We start from the raw sequence: 18,156 nt of genomic DNA, 5'->3' as shown, positions 1-18,156 counted from the left end.
ATCCAAGATTTAAGTGATCGACGACAAACTTGCCGCCTGATTTGAAGAACCTGCACTGACCAATGTCAGTACCTGCTGCTGTGCTTTGGCACCTGCCAACACCAGCACCGATTCGGATTTGCGCTGTATTTGTTCCAGCGCGAGTGCGAGCTGTGCCACCGGAAACACCGGCCCCAGTTCACCGGCACATGCCGCCAACGAAAGACTTCCTGTCCCGAACTCGAAATCTGGGTTCATCGCCGTCGCCACCAATGCGGCATCCACAATCTCTTCGCTACCTTGCCCAGCATCGTGCAAAACGAACTGAATGCTCTGACCATCGAATGCCAATGCGTGTGTCCATTGCGTCGCGGCCGCTGCCAGCTGCCGCCGTCTTTCCGCCGGACGCGCCGACCGCAGCGCCTCGTCCGTCAAAGAATGCGGCCCCCACAGCAGGCCACACTTCTCCCGCGCAAGGCCAGGGCTGGCCAACAGAACACCCGCCGCCCCCTCTCCCGGGACCTTCCCATCTGGATTGCGCGAAGTTGCCAACAAACCGTTGGCCTGCCACGCATTGATCACATTCGGATCGATGGATGAGTCACAGGCCAGAAGCAGATGCCATCGCACCGCATTCGTCGCAAGCACTTCATTCAGTTGGCTGACGTGCTGCCAAACTTCCGCAGCATCGCCCATGACCTTGATTGATACGTCAAAGCGACGCGCGTCAATACCTGTCTCGATGGCACGTTGCGCGAGCCAATCGCGGAGCCAATGCAACAGGGCATCGGACCAATTACTCGCGACCAGCAATTCGATCGTCAGAACGTTGTCTATGTGCCCTTCATCGCTGCGACGCAAACCGGCCACCACGATTTCGTCGCGACTCTTGAGCGGAGGCAATACAACGGCAACAGCGGCCAGCAATTCATCCAGAACCGGCGACAACAAGGCCAGCGCACGTCGCTCGAGCACGCCGGTGTCGATCCCCTGCTCGCGTTCACCGATTACTTCCAGCTCATCGAGTTGCTCGGCAGCGCTCACACGGATAGGAAGACTCTGAGCGTCCCGGAACCGCGTGCTCAAAGCCGGGCGCGGTGGTGCAGCCGAAGCCGCCAGCAATTCCCGCGCATCCAGCCCAATGCCCAGATTTATGTGTCCCGCCAACAACACGCCGGGAACAGCCGCCATCACGTGATCTTCACTGATTACTGTGGAGCTACTTTCAGCTGCCCTGACATCGCGCTTCTCCAGCGCCTTGTCCAACCCCTGACGGGCCAGCCCCTTCACCATGAAGCCCGCACTGCTAATGCCGACTGGCAGCACACCGAGATACAGCAGCATGTCCATACCACCAGGCACGCTCCCGCTGCTGCGCCAATACATGATGGCGCCGCCCCAAGTGGCAAGAAATACCAGAACCACCGAAGCGGCCTTTCCCGTCCATGCCCCCATCAGTCGCTATGCTCCATGCGCGCTCCTGCGTGATCGACCGGCTTAGCCTAGCCCGGTCGTGGTCTGTGAAGTATGTAATGTTGCCCCACACGCAGTACGGTCACCTTCACGCGCTGCTGCTTGACCGTCAATGATGACGGTCGCATCACCACTGACGATGGTGGTCGCACCATGCACCGAACAGATGGCACGATCTCCAATCCGAGACATTGGCTTGCCTGCAATATCAGTCTGCTCTGATCCGGAAACCACGCTTCCGCCGTGGGAAAGCTTGTCACCAACAACAATGAATGGTCGTGCCATACATCACGCTCCGTGATCCTGTTGTGAGCTGATCCGTCCATTGCTACATCTGCAGCAACCCAGCCCATCAGCGCGGAACCATACCAGCAGTCGGGGGGCTTATCACCCTTGCTGCGATAACTCCGCGCGCTTCGTATTTCTGGCAGCTCTGCACTTGTCAGACATCTCCACGTGCACGTAGTCCTTGATACTCCGCCAGTTACCGCCCCACTCGAGACCCGCCTGTTCAGCTAATTCGCCGTACAGATAGTACCCACGCCGTGTCCAAGCATCGTCCATATTCCATTGCAATTTGCCATCTCGAATTGGCGCGCTATCCACGCCCAGTCCATATTGATGGCAACTTTGCCAAGCGCCGGCACGGGTGGCCTTTCCGCCGGCCATCAGCTCGGCCTGACGTTGTGGACTGCGGTACCCCTCGACCAGCACCATTTCGTAGCTGTATTGGCGCCGCATCACTTCGTAAATCGCGAGCACTCGTTGCTGCAGCTCGGGGTCGATCTGCTCCCATCGACGATCGGCGGTGACTATCTCCGGCCGCAAGCGGCGCACTTCTTGTGTCGTGAAGACCTCCGGTGGTGGCGGCGGCGGAGGTATCAGGCGTTCACCGCGCAGCAACTGTGCAACCATCGAACCAGACTCGGAATGATCCTCGCCACGGAAGTCCGCGAGCACCACTGTCTGCCGCACCATCAGAATGACGAGCGGGGGCGTTGCCAGCAGGATGAGTGCAATTACTAGAACCAGCCAATGTCGAGCGAATGCTGAGCGCAAAAATCCATGTATTTCATGGTCCGAAACAGCTATGCCGCGGGAGTTTTTTACACCCAGCTTCCGACCGCTAATTGCGGTACTTCGTGGCCTGAACAGCTCACGGAGACGGGCAAACCGCCTGCTCGCCATTTCTGGAAACAGCAGTACCCAACACACCAGCCCCACCAGCAAAAACGCCGCAATGGCTACACCAACAATTACTGTCACTGATCCTCCCTGAAGGCCGACTGGTTGACGCGCCTAAAAGCTTGCCCTAAGAATGCACGCATTGCTTCGGCGCTAGCCGACTCAGACCAAGGGCTGGATGCACTTGAATAATGGCGGAATCAATCGACCAAGTCTTCTCTCAGGTGGAGAGCAGGCTAAGGGCCAGGCCCCCAGCTCTGGTCGTATTCTGGCTGATATGGAAGGCCGGCGGACGACTGCGCCGTCGCATACACCGACCATCCGGGCCACGAATAGTCGCCGTATGTGGTGGCTACTTTTTACCGGTTTTATTGTCGCCCTCTCTGTCCTGCTTATCTGGCTATTTGTCGGCAAAACCACCTCTGGCGAGCCAGACGAATACTCATTGGTGCCCCAAAGCGCATCGGGCGAAAACCCTGTCGCTCCTGTTGTTTCGGCGAACGCTGGGGCGGCCATGATTGTTGATGGAAACGACGGCAACTCGGCAATCCCGTCGCCACTGGACACCCTCCCGACTCCCACTTCAACTCCCGCTGCGGAAGACAGTGCTGTCGTCAATGCACCTGCGAGCCGCCAAACAGCCGCTGCACGCAGGGGTACTCCCGCGACACGTAGCGGGAGCACCTCCAAAGCGAAGGACGACGAAAACCTTCTAGGAACGCTTCTGGGCATCATCAAGGAAGAGGACAAACCTAAAGCCAAAACCCAGCAGCCGAACACCATGGATGATCTGATCGCGCAGATTGACGCCGATCAGCAACAACGCTCCGCAGATGAGCGCATGGCGTTTGAACAGGTGGCTAGCAAGAAACCCGCATCGACCGAATCCAGCATTCAAGCGCAACTGCGACGCTGCCCGGGCGCAAACACATTGCGCGGCATCGACTGCCGACGCCGCATCTGTTCCAGCATCACGGGAAAGGACCCTGCCTGCCCGGCGATGTAGTACCGCTCGCATGCCATCCCGTGGTGGCCTCTGTTGCGAGTGCGCCCCGCCAATTACGAGCGGGAAGAGCTACGCCGCGACAAGATCTATGAATTCACCTTCCTCGGCGGGCCGCTGAATATCCGCGGCTGGGATGCGGCACCGTTGCGTCCGATGGCGTTGCCGGTACGTTGAAAGAGTGGTCTCCGATACCGGCCGATGACGGTACCGTTGGAAGAGGTGAGTGTGCTTCATTCCCGCGTTTCGTTGGTCCGATTCGCGAGATAGCCGCATCCAGTCACCTGCAAACAGCGCTCCAACGAGCGCCGCGGCTGCAAGCCACGTGGGGACAGTGGAGTTCCAGAAAAATTTGCCATCGCATGAACTGCAAATGCCTGTCAGGACGGCATCCAGGCCGCTTCTTTCTCAGGCCCGTTCTTATTCTTCTAGTTCAGAAATAAAAGGGAGCAGCCTTCGCCTGCGCGGTTGCCATCAGCCACGTCGTCGTTGCTGTTCGACTTGGCCACGGGGCGCAACATCTAGTGGAAGCACCTCATGTATCCACCGCCATGGCATCCAGAATTCCCCGCGTCACTCACCATTACTCACGCAATGGGTGAAAGTGCGTGCGTGCAAAGCACAACTCCGATCACTATATTTTCAGGCACCAGATCACAATCATCCTGTGTTGCGTGGTTTGCCCAGCCGATTCAATTGCGTCGCCCGAATACTCCTATGTTCGTATATTCCGTGAGATTCGAAGGAAGCTCGAGCCATCCTGTGATGCATCTGACAGATTGGCCGGAGATTTCCACATCGAATGCAAATCATCTGGAAAAAAGCCTCGGCTCCGCGCTGAGGTCGGAGATACAAAGAAAGTTCCAAGCAGGCGCTCCCGTCCCCTTGCCGCGTACTAAACCGAGTAACGGCGTCAACATCCATCTATCGACCGGCGAGTCCCTCAAGGTCCTGGTGCACAACGAGATCGTAAAGAGCCGGATGACGCACGAGGCGCTGGCCAAGTCGCTGAGCATTCCCGCCCCTTCACTCAAGCAGGCGCTGGACCTGGAGCACCCCGTGGACGTGGACCTGCTCTCCAGCATGGTGGCCGTCGTGGGCAAGCGGCTTGTCGCCTACATCTCCTAGGCCGGCAAGCCCATCGTCATCTGATCCATCGCAGCCAGGCCGACCGCAGATGCTGGACAGCCATCACCAACAGCTTTCAGCTCTTGCCTCGGACACTTCCGCCAGATCGTCGGAAAAGCGCATGGAAATCGTTGTTCCGATGAGTGCACTGCTCTCGGCACTCACCGTGCCTCCTGTCCGCTGGAGCAAGTCACGAACGACCGAAAGCCCAAGCCCGCTGCCCTGCCCGCGCGGCTTGGTAGTGAAGAATGGCTCGAAGGCATGCGCCAGCACATCGTCTTCCATGCCTGCCCCGGTGTCGGCCAGATCCAGCACCAACCGGTTGCCGTCCCTACGTGCCCGCAGGGAGAAACTGCCGCCATCGGGCATGGCGTGATCCGCGTTCGCGGCGACGTTCAAAATCATCAGGTCGAACTGCATCCGGTCGAAGAATATCGAAGGCAGACCCTCATTGAGCGTGACTTCGACTCTCACATCCGGCCCCATCAATTGCCGAATCATCGGAATGAGCGCAGTCAACGCCTCGCCCGGATCGAACCACTCCTCCACGCCCTCCTCCTGTCGAACAAGCGACAGTAGCCGGCGAGTCAACAGGTTGGCCCTGCTCACCGCCGAATCGATGCCGACCAGCGATTCACGCATCTGCGCCTCGCCGCCGGCGTGCAACCCCATGCGTACGTACCCGCCTGCCACTGACAGGACATTGCCGAAGTCGTGGGCGACCCCACTTGCGAGCCTACCGACGGCTTCCATCTTCTGCGCTTGGACCAACTGCGCGAAAGTGCGCTCACGCTCCGCCATCTCTTCCTTCAAGCGCCGGTTGGCGACATCCAATGCGTCCCCGCGTGCCTGCGCTTCCCGAAGGCTTTCGCGAAGGGCGACAGAGCTTCGGTCCAGCACAACGGCAATCATCAAGAAGATGGCCGTGCTGAAAGCCGCATCGCCCAAGAGTTCGACCGCCTTGCCCTGCTTTCCGATATCCACTCCTATCCCCAGCCCGAAGGCCGCGGCGATGCAGAGGAACATCAGCCACAAAGCCACACGCCCCACCGCCAGCGCAGCAATCGCCATCCAGATGGCCAGGACCGGCTGCTCGAACCGCTGCCCACCAAAACCTGCGACCAGGTAGGCGGGAATCACTGTCGCTGCGAACACTGCCAGCAACGCATGGGAGGCTGGCCTGAATTTCCCTTTGCGCACGAGCACCAAGCTCAATGCGGCGATGGCACTGACGGACAGGCCGAACACCATGCCGGTGACTTCACCCGGCCGCCACGGGATATCCACCAGCAACGCCCGATAGCACCAAGCGGCCGTCGGGAGCACCGCCAGCAGGAAGGAAACCAACTGAAGCATCGGCGCATTACGTCGATCCACCGGATCGACTACTGGCACATCCCGCACCCAGTGCAGCATGCTTCGCCATCGCTGCAGGCCACAGGCCCACGCACTTACAGGCGACACCAAGACGTTGTTTTCCACTCTGCCTGCTCTCCCCGTTGCACCCACTTGCTGGCTGCCGAATTGGTCAGCCCCTGCTCCCCACCATCAATCACAAATAAAACATATCTACTTGAAATTTAGAGTTAATAAACCTACCCAAGGATGTATTACTCACATCGTCCCTCACGCCAAAAAAACCAAACCATCTTCGAATCCTGGCATCGGCGAGGCCCGTTGTGCGCATAAGACAGCGCTTCTCATTAGGAACTGGATCACGGGGCCCTTCCTCTGCAAAGTTTACCGGCCCTCAAAGGCCACTGAGCAAGTATTTTGAAAGAGCGTTGCCGTCACTAGTCCTAATGAGTGCATCCAAACCCTTCGCTGCCTCGTATGACTTGGACACGATCACGAAGCAAGAGACAAGCACTAGACATGCAGATGCGCGGACAACTACTTGGACTTTCGGGCTGGGCCTTGATCACCTTCCTTGCCGCTGCGCTGGGCGCACGCGCCTCCATCTCTGCCGCCAGTTTCTACGCCAATCTTGCGCTGCCTGCATGGGCACCACCGGCTAGCCTGTTCGGGCCGGTGTGGTCCGCACTGTATGCACTGATGGCGCTGGCGGCATTCCTTGTCTGGCGCGAACGCGGTTGGCGCGCGGCAGCACCGGCCTTGATGCTGTACCTGCTGCAGCTGAGCCTCAACACCTTGTGGAGCTGGCTGTTCTTCGGCTGGAAACAAGGTGCGCTAGCCTTTGCCGACATCCTGCTCCTACTGGTGTTGATCGTTGCCACGCTGATTGCGTTCTGGCGCATTCATAAGCTGGCGGCCTGCCTGCTGCTGCCCTACCTCGCGTGGGTGAGCTTTGCCAGCGTGCTCAACCATGCGGTCTGGCAGGCGAATCCAGGGCTGTTGTAAGCAGGCGAATTCTGCAGCCTATGCACTGCATTGCACTTGCAGGATCACGCCGCGTCGGCATCTCCAAGCTGGTTTATCTGCGCGCATTCCACCACATCCGGTGGATCACGCATGCGCGCCAGCGCGATCATCGCGCGGCCAACGCTCAGGTTGCTGGTCACCATCGACGGCAGCGCAGCGCCTGCCAGCTGCATCAGCGGCCCGCCGAGCACATACAGTGGCTTCAACAGCCTATGGCGGGTGCCCGTGCCGGTAACCGGGCGCACGCCACCCGGCCGCAGCATCACCGTCCGTCCTGGCAGCTGCACCAATGCCTGTTCGGTCTCGCCCTTGATGCGCAGCGGCATGATGTGGCTTTCAGGGTTGGCGTGGGCACCTGATACATACAGGAACATGCCCTGTGGATTGGCTGCAAACCAGGTCTGCGCAACCGCCAGCGTGGTGTCCAGCGTGACTCGCCGGTACTCCTCTTCCGCAGTGCCAACCGGTGCCGCACCTGCGCAATAGAAGCAGGCATCGAAGCCGACCAGATCGGCGCGCCGGCGGTGTGCCTGCTGGAAGTCCTCCAGCACCAACTCCTCGGTCGCCGTCACCAGCCCGCCCGCACGCCGCACCAGCGCGACCGTGCGCTTGACGTGCGCGGAACCGGCGCAGGCCAATGCCACGCCCTGACCGACCAGCCCACTGGCCCCGGTCAACACGATCTTCAGGCGTCCGGCATCGTTCATCGCTTGCGTCCCGTGCGAACTAGAGTTTGACGAAGCGCTGCACTTTGCGCGCCAACCAGCCACTGAACACCAACGGTGCATCCAGCGCCGACACGCAGATGCATGGCACACCGGGTGCCGTTACCGGCTGGTGCTCGACGTCGCCATCCAGGTCTGCCACGTCGCCGGGCGCGAACAAGCCCAAGGCATCGTTGTACGAGCCGCGCAGGATCTGTGTGAGTTCACTGCGGCCATGACTGTGCATCGGCAGGCACTTGCCCGGCGCGATCTTCAGCATGATCAGGGACGGCATCTGCTTCGCACGGATGCAATGCACACCCGGCGCCATCCAACGCCAACGCAGGCTACCCAGCGAATCACCGAAGTAAGGGTGCAGCGATGCCGGCAGATACTCCGGGTCGGCCTGCGGGCGCTCTGGCGGCAAGGGGCGCTCTGGCGCCTGCTCCGGCATCGCGGTCGTGCTGGGCTCCATCAGCTGCGCCAGCATGGCAGCACGCAGCGTTTCGCGCCGCGCTTCCTCAAGCACGGGCTGGGTTTGTTCAAGCAATGCCGAGCCGACCGCTTCGGCTTCACGCAGGCGCTTGCGGCAGTGTGGGCACTGCTCAAGATGGGCGCCGGCAACGATGCTCAACGGCGCCTGCAGGGCACCGGCGGCATAGCTCATCAAGGTCGATTCGTGCAGGTGGTGATGCGGATTCATGCCGCACCCCCGACCTTGGACTGCAGCAGCAGGAACGCCCGCCGCAGATGTGACTTCACCGTTCCCAAGGGCATCCCCAACGCCTGTGCGATCTCGCCGTGGCTCTTCGCCTCGAAATAGGACATCCGCACCAGCCGCGCCTGCACGGCGGAGAGTACGTTGATGCGTTGCCGCAGCCGTGCGTGGTCGGCGAACTGCTCGGCACTGCTGCGCTCAAGCACGTCGCTGGCAGCGGCGTTTTCCACGGCTGCCTGCACCAGCGTCCAGCTGCGCTCATGGCGCACGCGGTCGATATGCAGGTTGCGCGCGATGCGGTACAGCCAGGTGCTCAGCGCGCCCTGCGCCGGGTCGTAGTCAGCCGCGCGCAGCCACAGCCGCAACAGGCATTCCTGCGCCAGCTCCTCGGCCACTGCCGCGGGGTCGCCCAAGCCACGCAGGTAGACGCACAGGCGCGGCATGAAATGGTCGTATATGCGCATGAAACAGTCGCGGTCACGCAGCCGCGCCACACCGTCCATGTCGCCGGTCCAGTTCATTGGCTCTTTGCTCAGCTGCTGTGAACTGGACACGATCCGCGCGGTGTCGAAAGGGGAAGGGGCTTTGCCGGGGTCAGGGTACATCTGCGTGGGCGGCGTTGGAGTGAATGTGGTGTCCTTGCTACGCACGGCAGCGGCAATTGGATGCACTCGCTGCCTGCATCCAATCGACGGCCCCGCGCGTAGGCAGTGCATTCGACACCGGATGCCACCATGCGCATGGTCTGCCTGTTGTTGTGCCTGCCCTTGGCGGCATCGGCCGCGCCGCTGTTGCGCAGCGAAGGCGTTGCCACCACCACGGCCGGCACCGTCGCCTACCGGGAAGTGCACTGGCAGCGCGGCGCCGGTGAAGCAGGCGAGCGCTGGGTGCAGTACCTGTGCCCCGGCGGCGAGCCCTTCGCGCGCAAGCAGTTGAGGGTCAGCGGCCCGGTTCAGGCACCCGGTTATCGGCTGGAAGACCGCCGCAGCGGCCAGGCGGCAAGCATCGAGATAACCGACAGCGGCGTGCAACTGAGCTGGAAGGAGGACACGCAAGCAAGAACGCGCACGCAGCGGCTGCCACTTCCGGCCGATGCAGTGATCGATGCGGGTTTCGACGCTGCCGTACGCAGCCACTGGCAGCGGCTGATGCAGGGCGAGCGCCTGGCCCTGCAGTTCCTGGTGCCCGGCCGGCAGCGTTACTACCCGGTGCAGGTGCAACGTACCGGTGCGGTTCGCTGGCAGGGCATGCCAGCCCAATCCATCGAGGTGCAGCTGGATGCCTGGTACGGGGAGATCGCGCCGGTGTCCTGGAGCTCTCACTTCGACGTAGCCGAGGTTGCCGAGCGGCTCTTCGAGCAAACGTCGGTGAGTGGCGTTGTTGGCGTGGGCCAGTTGCCCGGGTTGCTCGGAGAAGATCTCGCCACAGGTTTCCAGCGTCACTTGGGGCGCGATGTAGCCTTTGAAAGCATTACACCCGAAGCATTCGGCGCGATGATTGAACCGCTGATCGGTCCTGCGTCCGCTGCCATTGCCGCCTTCTACGGCGCACTGCAGAGCAGCCCGACCAATACGATCTCTCACGACACCAGTGCGCAGGCGTTGTTCGGTATCGCTCCGAGGAGCGTGCAACAGTGGCTTGGTGAAACGCTAGGCTAGTCTTATCTTCGCCCACGAGTTTCTACGCATCGATCCTCGTGGGTACTTAACCAATCATTACAGATCCGGACGTCCCGAAAGACTCTGAGGTGACCTATGCGTGTTCCCAATACGCAGCACGGACAAGCGACCTATTTTGCCGTTGGGTAGCTCTTCGGTGGCGTAGTAGTGAGTAACCTAGCCCAAGCGATCAGTCTAGTAAGTACTTTGCCGTTGATCGCGCCAAGAGCGTCGCTGGCCGATGTTGCGGCCCGGCCACCATCCCAACACCGGCCTGTTGGGGGGTTAGCTGACCATGGACAACGGCTACTTGGACATCTGCTCGGGCCCGTTCGGTAACGCCACCCAAACCTCGGTGGAAAACATGTTCGCGGCCGCACTGAGGTCGTGCAGGCAGTTATCGAGGGCGCAAAACAACGAGCTCTGCGACCGGATGCCAGCCCTTATCACGTGCAGACCCTGCACGTGGATGCGGCCCGCAAAGGAGGGCTCGACGGCGAGGGCTTAAATTGGCATTTTTTGGCAGGTTCAACCGGCGGCTCCTGAGACGCGCTTGGCTTCGTACTCCACATCTTCCAGAGATACCCCGGATGAACAACCTACTCAGAGATCACACCTAGGCGAGTCGTCAATCAAAGCCTCATGCTCAACCCGACGTAAATTGAACGCCCCGCCGCAGGTGAGAACATAGGTTGGACCTGCGTCCAGAAGAAGCTGTCGTACCATACATAAGCGTACTCACGGTCCGTGACGTTCCTGATCTGCATGTCCACGTTCAACGTTGGGCTGATCTGGTACTTCGCACTCAGATCCAGCACGGCGAAATCACCGTACTTGCCCGTCCCATTGCGCTCTTCCAGGTAATAATCACCCTGGGCCCTTCCCTGCAGGCCCAGCTGGAGCGCGGGTGTGGCCTGGTACTCCAGGCCAATGTTGCTGATACGACGGGGGACCGCTGCAACTTCGCGTCCCTTCAGCGACAACGCGCCGTCGCGACCATCTCGCACGATTTTCGCCTCTTGATAGGCATGTGATGCCCACACCGTCCACTTGTCGCCAAGCTGTGCGCTTGCCTGTGCATCACCGCCGCGACGGCGGGTCTTGCCAAGAGTGACGGTGGTGCCGGTCGCCGGCATGTTGGACGTTTCGTTCTCCGCGTCCTGTTGCCACACCGCCAAGCGTGCCTGGCTGCCGGCGAACGGGCTGAACTTCAGGCCGACCTCCATGCCGGTGTTGGTGGATGGCCGCATGACTGCCTGACCGGCTGTGAGATAGGCCGGCGCGGTGGAACCGGTCAGCACCTGGAAGGTGCGGCCCCAGTTCGCGTACACATTGGCCCGCGCCCCGAGCGACTGCACCACGCTCAGCTTGGGCTGGCCGATAGTGCCGTAACGCTGCAGCGTGCCCGTCACGCCACCCGGCAAGCGCGTGTCTCCACTAAAGCGATCAACCCGATAGGCCGGCACGATCTTCAAGCCTTCAGTTGGCTGATAGATGGCCTGCACATAGGCGCCCCAATTGTCGAACGTGTGGCGGTCATCGTTCTGCACGCGTGCCGGCGGTGCGTCGAAATCGGTAGGCTCGCTGTAGCTAAACCGTTGCCGGATGTAGCCGTTGTCCTGATGCTCGTAGTTCACGCCTGCTTCCAGTGTCAGTTCGTCCCTGGCCTGCCAGGTCAGCGCGGTCAGCATCCCGGCCTGCGTCTCGTCCCACACACGTCGTTGCCGTGGCGCATTGCCGGTGGGCAGATCGCTGAAGGTTACCTGGCGGCTGTCCTCGTAGCGGTTGTAGTAAAGCTTGCTACTCAGGAATACTGTCGGCGCCAACGTAAGATCGGCATGCAGCCCAAACTGATGCATGTCGCGGTCGTCGAAGTCATTCGCATTGCGACGCTGCGAGCCACGACGGTCAGCCTTGAGCTCGGCCTCCGTCATGAACCCGGGCTCTTCGGCCTCATGGTGATAGGCGCGCGCGGTTAAGCCAATGCGCATGCCGTCATCGGCGCTGCCATAGAACCACTTGCCGCCCACCGCGTATTTCTTCGAGCGGTCATGGTCGCGGTAACCGTCCGACGCCTGCGTGCCGAAAAAATAGTTCTGCGCAAAGCCATCGCTTTCACGGCCTACCGCCAGCTGCGCATCACGGGTGTTGTAGCTGCCATAAGACACGCGCGCGTCGGTGTAGTTGTCGCCCTGGCGGGTGCCGAAATTGACGTTACCGCCGATGTTGTGCAACCCGTAACGCGGATCATTGGTTCCTCGAACAACCTCTATGTAGCTGATTTCGAGCGGAAACAACATGTCAATGAAGCGCTGGTTGCCACTGTTGACGTTGCTGGGAACTCCATCGATCAATGTCTTGATCGCATTTAGATAGCCCTCGCCGTTGAAGGCGCGGAAGCTCACCTTGCCGGACTCGGCGCCCTGCCGTGTTTCAGTGAGCTGGATGCCTGGCATCTGCCCGAGCAACTCCCAGCTGTGCTGAACCTGCTTGTCCTGGATCTGGTCGGCGCCCAACACATCCACCGACGTGAGTACTTGGTGTGCGGAGAGCTGGCCTTCGCTGTGCTTGTGCACATCGACCTTACCGAGGGTCAGCGCGGAATCGGACGACTGCGCGTAGGCGACGGGGGCACTTAACGACGCGACGATCGTCGCGATGAGGATACGGATCTTCATTGGTGAAGTGGCTTTTTCATGAAAGTGACAGGGACGATGTGCTGCGAGCTCAGCGCTCGGGTTCAAACCGGGGCGCCTGTTCGTAGTCACGCACGCGGAATTCCTTGTCCGTGAACAGAAACCCGTAGAAGTAGCGGCGTAGCTGCGCGTGGTAAGCGCGTATGCGGTCCTGGTATGCCAGGTGCGCGTGCATGTCCGTCTCTGCCATGCGGGTCAGCGCCACCTGCAGGCCGACGGGCGGCAGTGCCCAACCCAATGCGGATGCGGCGGACGAACGGCGTTCGATGCCTTGACGGTATTGCGCGACGAGTGGCGCGACATGATCGTCGCCGTTCTGATGGAACGCCAGATACCACTTGTAGTGGAAGTCCACACCCAGCGGAGCCGATTCACTCCATTCCGGATGGCGGGCATAGAAGGTGCGCATTGTCTGTTCGCGGGGAATATCCCACGCGTGGTTCACTGCCTCGCGCTGCGCGCGTGCAATCGCAGCGCCCTGCTCCACCGGAATGGCACGCTCAATGGCGACATTGGCCACGGTGGGCGCGATCAAGGCGATCACCACCCATGCCGTTGCAAGCGTGGCCGCGTTGACACCCGAGTTCCAGCCGCGCCAAGCCACCAGCAGGCAGAGCGCAGTCCAGAACAGCAGATAGGCCGCGGCCAATCCAAGCACCGCGATGATCTGCAGCAACGGCACGCCCTGCGTGATAGCAGCCACCGTGAATGGCACGGCGATGCATAGCCACAGCGTCGCCAACCGCACCACGGTCCGGCGCAGATACAGCCTGCCCATGCGCATGGGCAGGCTGCGCAACACGCGCTCACGCCCCGCCTCCGTTTCAGATGAGCGCAGATCATGCATCAGCGCGATGATGAACAACGGGGCAAGAAACGTCAGCAGAAATGCGAAATCAAAGCGGCCGGCCAGGGCAAGTTCCGGGTTGAATGCATCACCGTCATGGATCTGGGCTTCCAGGCCCAGTGCGCGCGCACGCAGCATGATCGGCGCGACATCCCGCATGCCAACGGCAGCAAACGCCAGGGGCGTCGGTGAATTCCAAGTGGGATGGAAGCTGTAGTATGCCGCGCGTCCCGCATCGGTGGAATCGCCGTGTGCCGACGCGACTGCGGCCGCATCTTCACCATGCAACGCGGCAATGCGCGCGATGGCCTCGCGTTGGCTGTCGATGCGCTGCACACCGGACATCACACTCGCGCTGCCGAGCAGCACCAGCAACAGCAGTGATGCTATTGCTACCTTGGAACGCAGCAGCAAACGGATTTCATGAAGCCACAGATTCATCGTGCCACCCCCAGTCGGCGTGATGCCAAACCGAGCAACAGTGCGGCAACGAGCAACCAGCCCAACAGCGTCAGCAGCGGAGTCAGCAGCGCGTGCAGCACGGCATCGGTTTCAAGCGGTTGGAAAGCAAACTGGGGAATCCGATGCCAATGCGCGCTGTCCACACGCTTGCGCTGATCCGCGCCGGCATCACTGGCCGTGTCATCGGCATAGGACACATCGTCGGCCTGCATTTGATTGAGCTGCTGCACGATCCGATAGCGGTGCCGCTCGGCCTGGTCCAGAAAGCTGAGATGTGCCCGCACATCGGTCGCGGCTGCCGCCATCGACAACTGTCTGATCGCCAGCACTGGGCTGAGCACCGAAAACCCTGCCACCAGCTGATTCTGCTGGTGCTGCAGGGTGGCGCTGTCCTGCGCATAGCGATTGAACAGCGTGGAGGTCAGGCGCTCGCCCTCGACCGCCAGCAAGCCTTTGTAGTTCACCGGCAGCTCTTCGATACGGCTGACGCCGTACTGATCCAGCACCCGTTGCCGGAAGCCGGCGAAGTAAGGATCGGACGGGTCGTGGCTGTCGCCAAGCGCACGCAGGTCACGCGCGATGCCGACTTCATTCTGTAGGCGGTCCGGCAATGGGAAGAGTGCATAGGCAAGGTCCGGCGCAACGCGCGGCACCAGCAGCGCCATCAATGCCCAGGCGCCGATCAGAGCAAGCAGCGCATCGCGTCGGCGCTGCAGCAAGGCCGAGATGCCGACGACTAGCAGGCACCACACTGACAAGTACAGCGCGTAGCCTCCCATCACGGACAGCGCCACCGGCATCGCTCCGGCGGTGCCAAAGGCCAACCCTGCAAGCCCGACGAATGCAGGCAGCAGGAACACCGCCGCCACCGCCAGCAGCGCTGCCAGCTTGCCGCCGATGATGCTGCGCCTGCTTGCTCCCTGCAGCATCAGTTGCCGGAGCGTGCCGCGCTCACGCTCCTGCGCCACCAGCCCATAGCCCAGAAACACCAGTACCAGAGGGGCAAGCACCTGCAGCACGAAAGCCGGTGTCAGCTGGCCGAAGCGGGTAAGGATCGAGCTTTGCATGACATCTCCGAAGTTGGCGGTGTTCTGGCGGTGCCCTTCCAGAAACATGCTGCTGCCGGTGAACGGATCGACGCCGGGATCGAATGCGGCCAATGCCGCTGGCAGGCGATAGACGAAATGACCGTAGTGCACCACGCGGTGCGGATGACGATCAGGCTGGGCCTCGAAGTCGGCTTGCGCTGCGGCCTGCTGCCGCGCGCGGTGCTCGGCCGCCGCCTGCATGTGGTGGAGCGACACCACGGTGGCAGTGATCGTCAACAGCGCCATCAAAATGATGCCCGCCAATGCCGTGCGTTGCCGGACCAGTGCGCGCAGCTCGTTGCGGAACACGGAAACCCCGCCACTCATGCGCGACGTTCCCGGCCGGCGAAATGCGCATGCAGCGCGTTGAGGTCGAAATCTGAGCGTTCGGCTTCATGCACGATGCGGCCTTGGTCGAGCACGCCGATACGGTCGGCGATATCCACCGCACCCAGCAGATCGTGGGTGACCATGAGCACGGCGGTGCCACGCGCGCGGACCGGGTCGAGCAAGGCATGGAATTCGGCACTCGCGCCCGGGTCCAGGCCGGAAGTGGGTTCGTCCAGCAGCAGCAACGGCACCTCACGCATCAAAGCGATGGCAATGGCGACCTTCTGCCGCATTCCCTTGGAGAACCCCACCAGACGCTGGTGCCATGCGGATTGCTGTAGGCCCGCCGCACGCAATGCATCCACGATGGCCGCGGTGCCGTGGCGCCGCCCACTCAGGGACAGCAGATAGTCGGTGTTCTCGACCGCGGTCAGGTGTTCGTAAAGGGCAACGTTTTCCGGCAGATACGCCAGCTGGGCACGTGCGCGCTCCGGTGCGGACCATGGCGTGATGCCGGCCACGCGCACGCTGCCGGCGCTCGGTCGAGTAAAGCCCAGCAATACCGACAAGGTGGTCGATTTGCCCGCCCCATTGCCGCCCAGCAGCGCGTAGATGCTTCCAGGCTGGACCTGTAGCGACAACTGCGACAGCACTTTTTTGCCAGGATAGGTAACGGAGAGATCGTGAATTTCGACGATTGAAGCGCTGGAGGTCACAGAGGAGTCACGTAGACGAGGGGGGACCAAAACTAACACGTAATGATATTACATAACATCACAATCGCAGTCCGCATTTCGCTCCACGGTTTCAACGTGCTCCGTTATCGAATTCTTGGCTGCTCTCGTGCTCGGCAACTCACGCTTGCTGACCTCAGGGGTTAACAGTGCCCATCGAGGAGTCCATCCCGGAATTTGCACCAGGGCCGCCACCTCACCATAATGCGAACCATTCTCATTTCCGCAGCGCCCACCCTATTCCGGGTGCTCCGCGGATGCCGGGCAGGGATCCGTGGCCGCACTCGAGTTCACCGCACATCGACAGATTGAAACCCTGTATGCCGACCATCACGGTTGGCTGAAAAGCTGGCTTCGGCGCCGGCTGGGCAACACTGCGGATGCCGCCGATCTCGCGCAGGATGCGTTCGTGCGCCTGTTGACACGGCCGGTGCCGCTGGTCAGCGCGCCACAGGCCCGGCAGTACCTGCGGACAATGGCCAATGGCATGTGCATCGACCTGTGGCGGCGGCGCGAGGTGGAGCAGGCATGGCTGGAGGCACTGGCCGCGCATCCAGAGGCAGTGGAACCGTCCGCCGAGGACCGCGCCATCGTCATCGAAACCCTGTGCAGGGTCAGTGCGATGTTAGAGCAGTTGCCGGAAAAGGTTGCCACCGCTTTCGTCCTGTCCCAGTTGCACGGCCTGCGCTACCGCGAGATCGCCGAGCGCCTGGAAGTGTCCGAGCGGATGGTGAAGAAGTACATGGCACGAGCGATGCTGCATTGTGTGCTGCTCGAAGCCGGCAACGGGTCCTGACCCATGCCATCGACCTCTGCAACTGCCGATCACGCCGCGTTGGCACAGGCCGCTTGGTGGTACGCCACACTGCTTGATGCCGGTGACGATGCCGACCAGCACACGCGCTGGCGACAATGGTTGCAGGATCCCAGCCACGCCCGCGCATGGGCGCAGGTGGAGGCCATCAGCCGCCAGTTCGAGCCTTTGCGTGGCGAACACCAGCGCACTGCCGCCGATGCCGGCTTGAAGGCGGCACGTTGGGTGAGCGGCAGCCGTCGTCGTGTGTTGTCGGGCTTGGCATCGCTGGCCACGCTCGGGGTCGTCGGCTGGCAGTACCCGCGCGTGCGTCACGAATGGTTGGCGCGCACCGCGGAGTACCGCACTGCCACCGGGGAAATCCGCGCCACCGGCCTGGCAGACGGCAGCCGCATCTGGCTTGCCCCGGGCAGTGCTCTGGACGTGGACTACAGCGCCGCGCTGCGTTGCCTGAGGCTGCATGAGGGCGAGATCCATGTGCAGACAGCCGCCGACACTCGACGGGATTTCGTAATCGATACCACCATTGCACGGCTGCGTGCACTGGGCACCCGCTTCAACGTGCGCTTGCAGGCACAAGCATTGCAGTTGGCGGTGCTTGAGGGCGCGGTGGAGGTAAGAGCGGGGGGTTCGGTCAGCGTGCTCGAGGCCGGGCAGCGGCTGCGCGTTGATGCCGCCGGCATCAGCACGCCCGAGCTTGCCGATCCGGGCACGGATGCATGGATACGCGGCATTTTGATGGCCGACCAGATGCCGCTCGGTGAACTGATCGCCGAGTTGTCGCGTTACCGACCCGGCCATCTCGGCGTCGCCCCGGAGATCGCCGGCTTGCCGGTGGCCGGGGTATTCCCGCTACGCGACCCCGACGCTGCTCTGGCCATGCTCGAACGCAGCCTACCGGTGCGCGTGCGGCGGACCTTGCCTTGGTGGACGACGCTGGAACCGCTGCACTGAC

At 61.7% G+C, this 18,156-nt stretch carries 18 protein-coding genes and 1 pseudogene; 8 read left to right on the top strand and 11 right to left on the bottom strand.

Annotation, left to right across the window (positions count from 1 at the left end; translation table 11 throughout):
- Positions 1-9 precede the first annotated feature (9 nt).
- From PAN08_RS08975 to PAN08_RS08965, 3 genes are all read right to left on the bottom strand, one after another.
- Entirely contained in the window at positions 10-1,329 is a 1,320-nt protein-coding gene (locus tag PAN08_RS08975) for a hypothetical protein (RefSeq protein ID WP_269791091.1), read from the bottom strand.
- Positions 1,330-1,476: 147 nt separating this feature from the next.
- Positions 1,477-1,737, bottom strand: a complete 261-nt coding sequence (locus tag PAN08_RS08970) for a PAAR domain-containing protein (protein ID WP_269791090.1) — start codon at positions 1,735-1,737, stop codon at positions 1,477-1,479.
- Positions 1,738-1,839: 102 nt separating this feature from the next.
- Positions 1,840-2,718 (bottom strand): M15 family metallopeptidase, encoded by an 879-nt coding sequence (locus tag PAN08_RS08965; protein WP_269791089.1) that lies wholly within the window; start codon positions 2,716-2,718, stop codon positions 1,840-1,842.
- A 262-nt stretch (positions 2,719-2,980) separates the two neighbouring features.
- On the opposite strand from PAN08_RS08965, the gene PAN08_RS08960 reads away from it, so the two are divergent.
- The 3 genes from PAN08_RS08960 (at position 2,981) to PAN08_RS08950 (ending at position 4,768) form a co-directional block, all read left to right on the top strand.
- Positions 2,981-3,643: a hypothetical protein gene (locus PAN08_RS08960; protein ID WP_269791088.1), complete on the top strand. Its 663-nt coding sequence runs from the start codon at positions 2,981-2,983 to the stop codon at positions 3,641-3,643.
- A gap of 33 nt (positions 3,644-3,676) precedes the next feature.
- Positions 3,677-3,817: a hypothetical protein gene (locus tag PAN08_RS08955; RefSeq protein WP_269791087.1), complete on the top strand. Its 141-nt coding sequence runs from the start codon at positions 3,677-3,679 to the stop codon at positions 3,815-3,817.
- A 708-nt stretch (positions 3,818-4,525) separates the two neighbouring features.
- A complete protein-coding gene (locus PAN08_RS08950) occupies positions 4,526-4,768 on the top strand; it encodes a hypothetical protein (RefSeq protein WP_269791086.1) in 243 nt (80 codons plus the stop codon).
- Between the two features lie 63 nt (positions 4,769-4,831).
- Here the strand turns inward: PAN08_RS08950 and PAN08_RS08945 are convergent, their stop codons facing one another.
- Complete coding sequence (locus tag PAN08_RS08945; protein WP_269791085.1) at positions 4,832-6,184, bottom strand: ATP-binding protein; 1,353 nt, start codon at positions 6,182-6,184, stop codon at positions 4,832-4,834.
- Between the two features lie 459 nt (positions 6,185-6,643).
- Here PAN08_RS08945 and PAN08_RS08940 point away from each other — a divergent pair, with 459 nt between their 5' ends.
- The gene (locus tag PAN08_RS08940) at positions 6,644-7,129 is read left to right on the top strand and encodes a TspO/MBR family protein (protein WP_269791084.1); all 486 of its coding nucleotides are present in this window, start codon (positions 6,644-6,646) and stop codon (positions 7,127-7,129) included.
- A 44-nt stretch (positions 7,130-7,173) separates the two neighbouring features.
- Here PAN08_RS08940 and PAN08_RS08935 read toward each other — a convergent pair whose 3' ends face one another.
- From PAN08_RS08935 to PAN08_RS08925, 3 genes are read right to left on the bottom strand one after another with little or no spacing between them, the layout of a single operon-like run.
- Positions 7,174-7,857, bottom strand: coding sequence for an oxidoreductase (locus PAN08_RS08935; protein ID WP_269791083.1), 684 nt, complete (start codon positions 7,855-7,857; stop codon positions 7,174-7,176).
- 19 nt (positions 7,858-7,876) lie between these two features.
- Entirely contained in the window at positions 7,877-8,557 is a 681-nt protein-coding gene (locus PAN08_RS08930) for a ChrR family anti-sigma-E factor (protein ID WP_269791082.1), read from the bottom strand.
- Entirely contained in the window at positions 8,554-9,177 is a 624-nt protein-coding gene (locus PAN08_RS08925) for a sigma-70 family RNA polymerase sigma factor (RefSeq protein ID WP_269791216.1), read from the bottom strand. Before PAN08_RS08925 ends, PAN08_RS08930 begins: the two co-directional genes overlap by 4 nt.
- Before the next feature lie 129 nt (positions 9,178-9,306).
- Here PAN08_RS08925 and PAN08_RS08920 point away from each other — a divergent pair, with 129 nt between their 5' ends.
- Positions 9,307-10,230, top strand: coding sequence for a hypothetical protein (locus tag PAN08_RS08920; RefSeq protein WP_269791081.1), 924 nt, complete (start codon positions 9,307-9,309; stop codon positions 10,228-10,230).
- Positions 10,231-10,483: 253 nt separating this feature from the next.
- Positions 10,484-10,606 (top strand): annotated as a pseudogene (locus PAN08_RS18050) (thioredoxin-disulfide reductase); the annotation flags it as partial.
- A gap of 256 nt (positions 10,607-10,862) precedes the next feature.
- Here the strand turns inward: PAN08_RS18050 and PAN08_RS08915 are convergent.
- From PAN08_RS08915 to PAN08_RS08900, 4 genes are read right to left on the bottom strand one after another with little or no spacing between them, the layout of a single operon-like run.
- Entirely contained in the window at positions 10,863-12,908 is a 2,046-nt protein-coding gene (locus PAN08_RS08915; protein ID WP_269791080.1) for a TonB-dependent receptor, read from the bottom strand.
- Positions 12,909-12,957: 49 nt separating this feature from the next.
- Positions 12,958-14,214 carry a DUF3526 domain-containing protein gene (locus PAN08_RS08910; RefSeq protein WP_269791079.1) on the bottom strand — a complete coding sequence of 419 codons (1,257 nt, stop codon included), beginning with the start codon at positions 14,212-14,214 and terminating at the stop codon, positions 12,958-12,960.
- Positions 14,211-15,650, bottom strand: coding sequence for a DUF3526 domain-containing protein (locus PAN08_RS08905; RefSeq protein ID WP_269791078.1), 1,440 nt, complete (start codon positions 15,648-15,650; stop codon positions 14,211-14,213). The genes PAN08_RS08910 and PAN08_RS08905 overlap by 4 nt, the downstream gene beginning before the upstream one ends.
- Positions 15,647-16,369, bottom strand: coding sequence for an ATP-binding cassette domain-containing protein (locus PAN08_RS08900; RefSeq protein WP_269791077.1), 723 nt, complete (start codon positions 16,367-16,369; stop codon positions 15,647-15,649). Before PAN08_RS08900 ends, PAN08_RS08905 begins: the two co-directional genes overlap by 4 nt.
- A 292-nt stretch (positions 16,370-16,661) precedes the next feature.
- Between PAN08_RS08900 and PAN08_RS08895 the strand changes: the two genes are divergently transcribed.
- Together PAN08_RS08895 and PAN08_RS08890 are read left to right on the top strand one after the other, a co-directional pair.
- Positions 16,662-17,183, top strand: coding sequence for a sigma-70 family RNA polymerase sigma factor (locus PAN08_RS08895; protein ID WP_269791076.1), 522 nt, complete (start codon positions 16,662-16,664; stop codon positions 17,181-17,183).
- A gap of 3 nt (positions 17,184-17,186) precedes the next feature.
- Complete coding sequence (locus PAN08_RS08890; RefSeq protein ID WP_269791075.1) at positions 17,187-18,155, top strand: FecR domain-containing protein; 969 nt, start codon at positions 17,187-17,189, stop codon at positions 18,153-18,155.
- Position 18,156: the final 1 nt, after the last annotated feature.

Origin of the sequence: Stenotrophomonas sp. Iso1 (assembly GCF_027497995.1) — a bacterium.
GTDB lineage: Bacteria > Pseudomonadota > Gammaproteobacteria > Xanthomonadales > Xanthomonadaceae > Stenotrophomonas.
Note: the sequence above shows the minus strand (reverse complement) of the source record. Positions and strands in the feature narration are given on the sequence as shown.